The sequence below is a fragment of the Geminocystis sp. GBBB08 genome (assembly GCF_016743215.1).
Classification (GTDB): Bacteria; Cyanobacteriota; Cyanobacteriia; order Cyanobacteriales; family Cyanobacteriaceae; genus Geminocystis.
In genome coordinates this window covers 1-9,973 of record NZ_VRZC01000146.1, presented here as the reverse complement: position 1 = coordinate 9,973, position 9,973 = coordinate 1, and the positions used below count along the sequence as shown (strand labels likewise).

The window sequence follows — 9,973 nt, the reverse complement described above, 5'->3', positions numbered from 1 at the left end:
TAAATAATGGTAAACGATCGATAATTTCAATGCCATAGCCTTTTAAACCGGCAATTTTGCGAGGATTATTAGTAATTAAGCGAATTTGATTAATGCCTAAATCATTTAACATTTGTGCGCCCATACCATAATCCCGTAAATCCGCAGGAAAACCTAATTTTTCATTAGCTTCTACGGTATCAAAACCTCTATCTTGTAAAGTGTAAGCCTTGAGTTTATTGACTAAACCGATACCTCGCCCTTCTTGACGTAAATACACCACTACTCCTAACCCAGCATTCTCAATCATCTTTAATGCCGCTTGTAACTGCATCCGACAATCGCAACGTAATGAGCCTAAAGCGTCACCAGTCAAGCATTCTGAGTGCATTCTCACCATAACAGGTTGCTGCCCAAATTTGTTAATATCCCCTTTAACAATGGCAAGATGCTCAGTTTTATCTAAGCTGTTACGATAAGCATATATTTGAAAATCACCGAATTGACTCGGAAAGTTACAAATTGTTTCTCGATAAACAAAACGATCATATTTTAGACGATAACTAATTAAATCGGCAATACTGATTAATTTTAAATTGTGTTGTTGCGCATATTTATAAAGTTCTGGAAGACGTGCCATACTACCATCAGCATTTTGAATTTCACAAATTACACCAGCAGGATATAACCCGGCTAAACGAGATAAATCTACTGCCGCTTCTGTGTGACCTGCACGTTTCAAGACTCCACCTTTTTTAGCTCGTAAAGGGAAAATATGGCCGGGTCTTGCTAAATCATCAGGTTGTGTGCTAGGGTTAATGGCAAATTGAATGGTTTTTGCTCGATCTTCCGCAGAAATACCAGTAGTTACACCTAAGTGTTTTGCGGCATCGATACTCACGGTAAAAGCAGTTTGGTTGCTATCAGTATTTTTCGTCACCATTAACGGCAAATCTAATTCGTCTAATCTTTCCCCCGTCATGGCAAGACAAATCAAACCTCTAGCTTCTACTGCCATAAAGTTAATCATATCAGGGGTTGCAAACTGAGCCGCACAAATTACATCTCCTTCATTTTCTCTATTTTCATCATCAACCACGACAACTGAGTGACCAGCTTTTATATCTGCTAAGGCTTCTTCAATGGAGTTAAATGGGATATTTTCGATGGACACAACTAACAACTTACTCTTGAATAATGATTCTTTGTTTAATTTTAGCTTACTTTCGTTATCAGTATCTGTTTTTAGGAATGAGGGTGACTAGGAGACTAGGTGATGAGGTGACTGGGTGATGAGGTGACTGGGTGACTTTTTGCTTTCTCATTCTAAATTCTAAATTCTAAATTCTAAATTCCTTGCCTGAGTAAATTTTCGATAAAATTAATTTTGGTAAAAAGCAAATCTTCTTTATAATTAAGTCAACTTAGGACAAAATTACAACACTTCTTATTGACGAAAAATGACTTTCACTAACAATATTTCTCTCTCCATGATTGTCAAAAATGAGGCACAAAATCTCCCTAATTGTCTTCATAGTGTCAAAAATTTAGTCCATGAGATGATAGTTATTGATACAGGCTCAACTGACAATACAAAAGAAATAGCTCTCAATATGGGGGCGAAAGTTTATGATTTTTCATGGCAAGATGATTTTGCCCAAGCAAGAAATTACGCCTTAGAATACGTCAACACCGAATGGGTTTTAGTGTTAGATGCTGATGAAGTCTTAAATCCATCAATTGTTACTTATATTCAACAAGCTGTTACCATAGAAAACCATCTCGTTATCAATTTAATTCGTCACGAAGTTGGCGCGCTTTCTTCTCCTTACTCCCAATTATCCCGTTTATTTCGGAAGCATCCTGACATTAAATTTTCTCGTCCTTATCACGCTTTAATTGATGATAGCGTTTTATCTTTACAAAAAAAAGAAGCTCATTGGCTAATTGTCGATTTACCAGAGATTGCTATTCAACATTATGGTTATCAACCGCAAATTAACGCAGAGGGTAATAAAGTTAAACGGGCAAAAAAGGCCATGGAGTCTTATTTAAGGGAAAATCCCAATGATGCTTATGTGTGCAGTAAATTGGGGGCTTTATACCTAGATTTAGGTGACACAAAAAAAGGTCTAAAATTACTTAAGACGGGCTTAAAATCGAATTTAGCCACCACTGCAATCTTATTTGAGTTACATTACCATCTTGGCAATGCTTTGGTTAAGGAAAAACAATGGGATAAGGCACTTAAACATTATCGTCAGGCGATCGCCCAACCGATATTAGATAGATTAAAATTAGGTGCTTATCATAACTTAGGTAGTTTATGTTATCAAGGAAAAGATTTTGACAACGCCATTAAACTATATCAAGAATGTTTAAAAATTGAGCCAAATTTTGCCTTAGCTTATTATAATTTAGGCTTAACTTATCGGGTGATGGGGCGTAATTTTAAAGCCATTGACGCATATCAAAACGCTATTAAACTTAATCCAGACTATCCTTGGGCGTATCAAAATTTAGGGGTTTTATTACTTAAACAGGGAGAATTAGAAGATAGTTTTAAAGCCTTCTCTAAAGCCTATTATTTACATAAACAACAGAATCCTAAAGTTGCAGAAGAATTAAAAGTAGAATTGTTAAATATGGGAATGGATATAAGTCATGAAGAATTTAGAATTTAGAATGAAGAAAATTTAGAATGAAGAAAATTTAGCCATTACTCATTGCCCATTATAGTAATTAACTCTCAGAATGTTGAAGTCCCCTCATTAGTAATACTTTTTGGACTAAAACTAGCCAACTTCGCTCTTCTGGGGTTATATTCTGACTCATAAGAGCGTTTTCAATCCATTCCCTATCTTCTTTTGTAATCATTGGAACAGATATATTACAAAGACGAGATAAATCCCAACGCCATAGTTTTAATTTGCGATCGCCACTACCCGTGATTAAGGTTTCACCGTCATCAGTGATTTTTAATGTAGTTATATTATCATGATGTCCTGTTAAAACGCCAACATTTTCCCCAGTAGAAATATTCCACAGTCTTATAGTGTTATCTGTGCTTCCGGTGGCTAATAATTGCCCATTACGACTAATATCTAAACAAAATATTGAACCTTGATGACCCGTTAAAGTATATTTTAATTTACGAGTAGATAATGACCAAATTTTAATAGTTTTATCTTCACTACCCGTTACTAAAGTTTGCCCATCGGGGGTTATTCCTAAACACCAAATTTTACCTTGATGATCATTTAAAGTAGCAATTTCTTGGACATCTGACAATGACCATAATTTAACGGTATAATCATGACTGGCTGTGGCTAAAATATAATTATCAGGAGTTATCGCTAAATCAGAAATAGCATCTTTGTGTCCACTTAAAGTACATTGATGCTCACCGCTAGGCAAGGAATAAACTCGGATACTATTATCTTTTTTGCCCCCAGCCGATATTAATAAACTATTGTCTTTGTTGATAACGACTTTTTCTACTTCCCGTTGATGCCCTTTTAAATGTTTATATAATCTTCTAGGGGGATATTGCCATAAACGCACTTCTTGATAACTAGCACTAGCGATCATTTTAGCATCATCAGTCATGGCTAATGACCACACCGAAGCCACATTTGCGGATAAGTTACCAATTAAATTACCATCAGGTAAACGCCATATAGAAATAGTTTTATCACGACTACCACTAGCTAAAGTTGTGCCATCTTTACTGAGGCAAATGCTGGTAACTCCTTTTAAATGCCCTTTTAAAGTGTTAACTAATTTCCCTTCATTTATATCCCAAAGGCGAATTATCTCATCCCCAACACTAATTAAAATTTTACTATCAGGAGTAACAGCGATGGTTTTTATACCTTGAGTATGCCCTTCTAAAGTATGAATACAACGAATTAATTTACCTTGGGGGGGAGTTTTGCTTTTGAGAGTTTTAACGATTTTACTAAACTCATTAAATTTTATTTTCTCTTGAGGATCTTGCCAACGATAATTTTCCAGTCGTTTAACAATGGTTTTGGCAAAAACTATAGGGATAAAGGTAACTAATAACCACATTGTTTCCCAATGTTTACCATTACCTAAAATGTTAAGAATAGTCTCCCATTGAGATAAATTTATTTCTGGTAACCTTCTACCTTCTTTTCCGCCTAAAACCATCCACACCCATTCTAAACGCTTATAAACTTTACCGTGATTATCGATACGATTTTTTAATTCTTCAGGGGCGTTATAATAAATTTCCTCTAATAATTGATATTCTGGATCAACTTTTTGGTATTGATCCCACAATTGTGTAAAATAACAAAACAATGCTGCTTGAGATGGTTCACTAGGAGTATAACGACAACGAGTCGCTACTTCTAAGGCAGTTTGATTATTTTCTTCACTGGCAAGGCGACACACTTCTTCCTGTAACTCTGGTGTTTTAAAACCTGAAGCCCATTCTTTAGCAGTTTGTTGAATAAAAGTATCTTCATCATCAAAAAAAGTTAATAAAGAAGCAACGATGGTATTGCCTTTTTCTTCAATAATTCCCTGCCAACCTAAATTTAAAGCAGTTAAAAGTCTTAATTTTAATGGTTTATCGGCTACCCAACCTTTTAACTTCAAGAATTTACCTAATTCTGAGTCTCTATTTTCACTCCATACTTGACACACCACATCAATTAATTCTTTTTCCTGCATTTTAATATTACGCAATGCACTTAAAATTAAATTTTGGAGGTTTTTATCCTGAGTAAAAGTAAAGGCTTTAGTTAATATTTCTATGGTTTGAGGATTTTTTTCTTGGATTAATTCTTTTGCCCCTTGTTGTCTGATGCGATCGCCAATTAACGGAGTTTCATTGTATAATTTTTCTTCCAATTTTTTGAGTTTCTCTATGTCCATGAAATTTAATCCCATTAGTTTCCTGAAACTGATTATAAGTTAAAATATGTTTTAAATTCAAAAGTATCAAAAAATATTAACAAAAAAATTGAAAAAATAAATGGCGTTAATTTTAATTGTTGATGATGCACTATTATCCAGAAGTATGGTCAAAAAAATTTTAAAAAGTCAAGGTCATATTACCATAGAAGCGAAAGATGGGGAAGAGGCTTTAAGGCAAATTAAAGAAAAGCAACCGGATTTTGTTTGTTTAGATATGTTATTGCCTAAAATAAATGGCATCGAAGTTTTGCAAAAGTTATATGATGAAAAATCCTCGATACCAGTGGTTATGATTACGGCTGATACCCAAGAAACCACGAGACAAAAATGCTTAGAATTAGGGGCTATTTCTGTGCTAAATAAACCAGTAAAAGCCGAACAATTAAACCAATTAATTATAAGTGCAATTAAATAAAATTTTCTAGCTAAATTTACCATTTAATTAAACCATGAATCTAACGGATAAACAAATAGATGCATTACAAGAAATAATCATTATTGGTGTAGGACAAGCGGCTGGAGTACTAAATGAAATGCTTAGTAGTCATATAACTTTGCAAATTCCTTTTATTAAAACTTTTAGCCCTGATTTAGTTAAGCAAGAATTAGGATTAAAATTAGGCAAAGGCAAACTTTCAGCCGTAGAATTAGAATTTTTTGGCTCAATTAATGGTAATGCGGAATTAGTTTTTCCTTCAGATAGTGCAGCGGAATTAGTTTCTATTCTAACCGATGAAGATATGGAATTTTCCGAATCAGATCTTGATGAGTTAAAAGTGGGGGCTTTAACGGAAATTGGTAATATTGTTATTAGTGGAGTAATGGGTGCAATTAGTAATCTTTTATCTCAAAATTTAGAATATTTTTTACCCTCTTATATCGAAGGTAATATAGAATCTCTAATTAAGAATAAAAATTTAGAAAAAGAATCTACTTTAGTGTTAGCACAAACTCGCTTTTTTATTGAAGAAACAAATATTCAAGGAGATATTATTCTGATTTTTCATTTAGGCAGTTTTCATAAAATATTAGAAGTCTTAGAAAGATTAGAGGAGGATTAAAATGACTGTTAATTCTGATGATGATCCTATCACACAATTACGATTTACTTTATTAGATTATCTACCCGTAGGTATCTGTGTTTTAAACCCTGAGATGAAAGTGGTTTTTTGGAATAGATGTATCGAAAATTGGACTAATATTCCTCGTAATCATATTTTAAATCAAAACATAGCAGACTTTTTTCCTCATTTGATTAAGCCTAAGTATTATAATCGCATTCAACAAACTTTAAAAGGTGGACCAGCAACAGTGTTTTCTTCTCAACTTCATAAACACTTAATTCCTTCCCCTTTACCAGATGGTAAACTTCGCATTCAACATACAATTGTTACTTCTATACCCCATTCCGAAGATAATCAATATGACGGCATTATCGTAATTCAAGACGTTACAGAAACCACGAATCTCATGAAACAACATAAAGAAATACGAGATTTGGCTTTAAAAGAAATTAGCTATAGAAAGAAAATTGAAGAGCGACTCTCTTTGACTTCAGAAAAGTTACAAAATCATAATTTAGAATTAACTCAACTTTATAAAATGAGTCAATTGCTTCAAAATTGTGAAAATTATGAAACGGCATATCCACTTATTCTTAACTCTGCAAAATTACTTTTTCATAATCTAGTGGGGGGCTTTTTTTTTACAGATAACAAAGGTAATATTATCAAAATTATTAAATGGGGAAATTTAGATTTAGATAAACAAGATATTCTTTGGCGAAATTATTTTTTGTATTGGCGAGAAAATCAACGGCTAATTAGAGAGAATAATTTTAGTCAATTACCCTATTTTTATTATTGTTTAAAAGCTAAAAAAAAAGAATTAGGAGTTATGTATTTAGTTAATACAAATGCTAATTATGTAAATGAAAGTCAACAAATATTTGCTATTAATTTTGCTGAACAAATAGCTTTAATTTTGGCTAATATTTCTATGCGTCAGAATTTATATGAAATGACTATTACCGATCCTTTAACAGGACTTTATAATAGACGTTATTTAGACGAAATTCTTGAAGCTGAAGTAAATTTTGCCTTCAAAAATAATCAAAAATTAAGTATAATAATGCTCGATATTGATTACTTTAAAAAATTTAATGATACTTTTGGTCATAAAGTTGGTGATTTTATTTTAACCACTATCAGCAATATTTTACGCAAAAATACTCGTAAATCTGATTTTGTTTGTCGTTATGGAGGGGAAGAATTAACTATAGTTTTACCAAATACTTCTTTATTAGAAGCAAAAAAAATAGCCGAAAAAATGAGAATAGCTATTAAAGAATTAACTTTAATTTATGACAATCAACCTTTACCTCCGATTACTGCCTCTTTTGGAGTAGCTAATTTTCCTGAAAATGGTTTAACTTCTCGACAAATTATTGTAGTTGCTGACAATGCTCTTTATAAAGCTAAAAAACAAGGGCGAGATTGTGTTATTATTGCCGATGAAGGTTTGCACAATTAGATAAGATAAATTAGGAATTGACAGACTAGAAGACTCTTAAGACTAGAAAAGTAAAAAAAATTAAATTATCAACTATTATCAATTATCAACTATTGTAAGGGCTTAACATATTAACCTCCTACTTTTACTATTCACCACTAAAATTTAGAATAAATAAATTAATAATTAAATAATTTTTATGATAGCTTCTTCCTCTGATATAAAAAGTCGTTTACATCCTCTGATTAATGAGTTAGCAGAAATTATCGTTACCACTTGGCGAGAAAATCTCTCTTTATCACCCTACGAATTACCAGAAGGTTTAGGCTATGTAGAAGGAAAATTAGAAGGTGAAAGATTAATTATTCAAAATTATTGTTATCAAAGTCGTGAATTTCGCAAAATGCACTTAGAATTGGCAAAAGTAGGTAATAATTTGGATATTCTTCACTGTGTTATGTTTCCTCATTCTGAATATCCTTTACCGATGTTTGGTTGTGATATTGTGGCAGGAAAAGTGGGAATTAGTGCGGCTATCGTTGATTTATCGCCCACTAATACTGAAAAAATCTTATCTGCGGATTATCAGCAACAGTTATCTAGTTTAGAGGAAGTCATTTTTACCGATAAGCGAGATTTACCTACTTGGGGAGATATTTTTTCTCCTTTTTGCCTATTTATTCGCCCCAATAATCATCAAGAAGAAAAGTTATTTTTAACAAGAGTTAAAGATTTTTTAACAATTCATTGCCTGATAGCTAACAAGTCTAAACCTCTTTCAGAAAGAGAAAAATTAATCTATTTTGAAGGGCAAAAAAATTACTGTTTACAGCAACAACAAAATGATAAAACCCGCCGAGTTTTAGAGAAGGCTTTTGGTGTTGAATGGGCTGAAAATTACATGACTTCTGTTTTATTTGATTTACCTTCTTTTAATTGATTAATAAGTAGGGGTTACTGAATTAATCAGGAAGCTATAAGAATCAAGAATTTAAACACACTACATCAATAAAAAAATGCAAAGTAATTGTATTTCAAGTTACTCTTAGGGAATTGTTAGATATTATGATAACCCAGTAACTAAAACTCCGATAATACTTATGAAGATATTTATAAATATTATTTAGGAGTAATTAGCCGTTACTTCTAACTCATATCTTGCACCTAGTTGAAAATTGGCTTGTGAGAGGGAGTAATGAGTATAAGAATTGGCATTAATCATCTATAGAATTGATTTGCTCACCTTTAACTATTAAGTATTAATGTAAGTCATGCAAGAAGATCTCAGTATTATGAAGATCAAAAATTAGTGAAGGCAAAATATATTAATTTTAATTAAGATGGAAGAAATATTGAAAAATTAAATCAACCCGTAAAACAATGACTAATTTACTTGAACAATTACGTCAATATACCATCGTAGTTGCCGATACTGGGGAAATTCAAGCTATCGAAAATTTTACCCCTAGGGATACCACTACTAACCCATCTCTTATCACGGCGGCAGCACAAATGCCCGAATATCAAAGCATTGTTGATGATACCTTAAAACAAACTAGGGAAGAATTAGGGGAAAAAGCTGATACAAATACGGTGGTAAAACTTGCCATTGATTGGTTAGCTGTTGCTTTTGGGAAACAAATATTAAATATAGTGCCGGGAAGAGTTTCCACAGAAGTTGATGCCCGTTTATCCTATGATACTGACGCTACAATAAATAAAGCCCGTTATTTAATTTCTCAATATCAAAAAGCAGGAATTGGAAAAGAGCGCATCTTAATCAAAATTGCTTCTACATGGGAAGGTATTAAAGCTGCTGAAATTTTGGAAAAAGAAGGTATCCACTGTAATTTAACTCTTTTATTCGGTTTTCATCAAGCCGTAGCCTGTGCCGAAGCAGGTGTTACTCTTATTTCTCCTTTCGTGGGTAGAATTTTAGACTGGTATAAAAAAACCACTGGTAAAGATTATATCGGAGCAGAAGATCCGGGAGTACAATCTGTTACTCAAATTTATAACTATTATAAAAAGTTTGGTTATAAAACTGAGGTTATGGGTGCAAGTTTTCGCAATATTAGCGAGATTTGTGAGTTGGCAGGTTGTGATTTATTGACTATTTCTCCCAAATTATTAGAACAATTAAGTAATACTGAGGGAGAGTTACCTCGCAAATTATGCCCAGAAATAGCCTCAACCCTTGATATAGAAAAAATAACCATTGATAAAGTTACTTTTGAAAAGATGCACCAAGAAGATAAAATGGCATCGGAAAAATTAGAAGAAGGTATTATCGGTTTTACTAAGGCGTTAGAAACCCTTGAGCAACTTTTAGCAATTCGTTTAAACAAACTTGATAATAATGAAACCTTGACTCATGTGATTGATGATATTTTTCATGTCTATGATTTAGATGGTGATGGTTTTATCTCTCGGGAAGAATGGGCTGGTGCTGATGCGGTTTTTGATGCTTTAGATATTAATCATGATGGTAAAATTACTCTTGAAGAAATGGCTTCGGGTTTAGGTGCTATTG

At 32.8% G+C, this 9,973-nt stretch carries 8 protein-coding genes; 6 read left to right on the top strand and 2 right to left on the bottom strand.

The features are described 5' to 3' along the window. Positions 1 to 1,153 (bottom strand): bifunctional 3,4-dihydroxy-2-butanone-4-phosphate synthase/GTP cyclohydrolase II (gene ribBA, locus FWJ34_RS15355; protein ID WP_308256216.1); only part of this gene is annotated, 1,153 nt, incomplete at its 3' end. A gap of 286 nt (positions 1,154 to 1,439) precedes the next feature. Here ribBA and FWJ34_RS15350 point away from each other — a divergent pair. Then, positions 1,440 to 2,663: a tetratricopeptide repeat protein gene (locus tag FWJ34_RS15350; RefSeq protein WP_308256215.1), complete on the top strand. Its 1,224-nt coding sequence runs from the start codon at positions 1,440 to 1,442 to the stop codon at positions 2,661 to 2,663. A gap of 58 nt (positions 2,664 to 2,721) precedes the next feature. Here the strand turns inward: FWJ34_RS15350 and FWJ34_RS15345 are convergent, their stop codons facing one another. Beyond that, positions 2,722 to 4,887, bottom strand: coding sequence for a WD40 repeat domain-containing protein (locus FWJ34_RS15345; RefSeq protein ID WP_308256214.1), 2,166 nt, complete (start codon positions 4,885 to 4,887; stop codon positions 2,722 to 2,724). A 100-nt stretch (positions 4,888 to 4,987) separates the two neighbouring features. Here FWJ34_RS15345 and FWJ34_RS15340 point away from each other — a divergent pair, with 100 nt between their 5' ends. From FWJ34_RS15340 to FWJ34_RS15320, 5 genes are all read left to right on the top strand, one after another. Then, positions 4,988 to 5,344 carry a response regulator gene (locus FWJ34_RS15340; protein ID WP_308256213.1) on the top strand — a complete coding sequence of 119 codons (357 nt, stop codon included), beginning with the start codon at positions 4,988 to 4,990 and terminating at the stop codon, positions 5,342 to 5,344. A gap of 34 nt (positions 5,345 to 5,378) precedes the next feature. Then, the gene (locus FWJ34_RS15335) at positions 5,379 to 5,990 is read left to right on the top strand and encodes a chemotaxis protein CheC (protein ID WP_308256212.1); all 612 of its coding nucleotides are present in this window, start codon (positions 5,379 to 5,381) and stop codon (positions 5,988 to 5,990) included. A 1-nt stretch (position 5,991) separates the two neighbouring features. Beyond that, positions 5,992 to 7,461, top strand: coding sequence for a sensor domain-containing diguanylate cyclase (locus tag FWJ34_RS15330; protein ID WP_308256211.1), 1,470 nt, complete (start codon positions 5,992 to 5,994; stop codon positions 7,459 to 7,461). 178 nt (positions 7,462 to 7,639) lie between these two features. After that, positions 7,640 to 8,380 carry a phycocyanobilin:ferredoxin oxidoreductase gene (locus FWJ34_RS15325; protein ID WP_308256210.1) on the top strand — a complete coding sequence of 247 codons (741 nt, stop codon included), beginning with the start codon at positions 7,640 to 7,642 and terminating at the stop codon, positions 8,378 to 8,380. 440 nt (positions 8,381 to 8,820) lie between these two features. Further along, positions 8,821 to 9,973: transaldolase (locus FWJ34_RS15320; RefSeq protein WP_308256209.1), on the top strand; the 1,153-nt coding region annotated here is incomplete at its 3' end.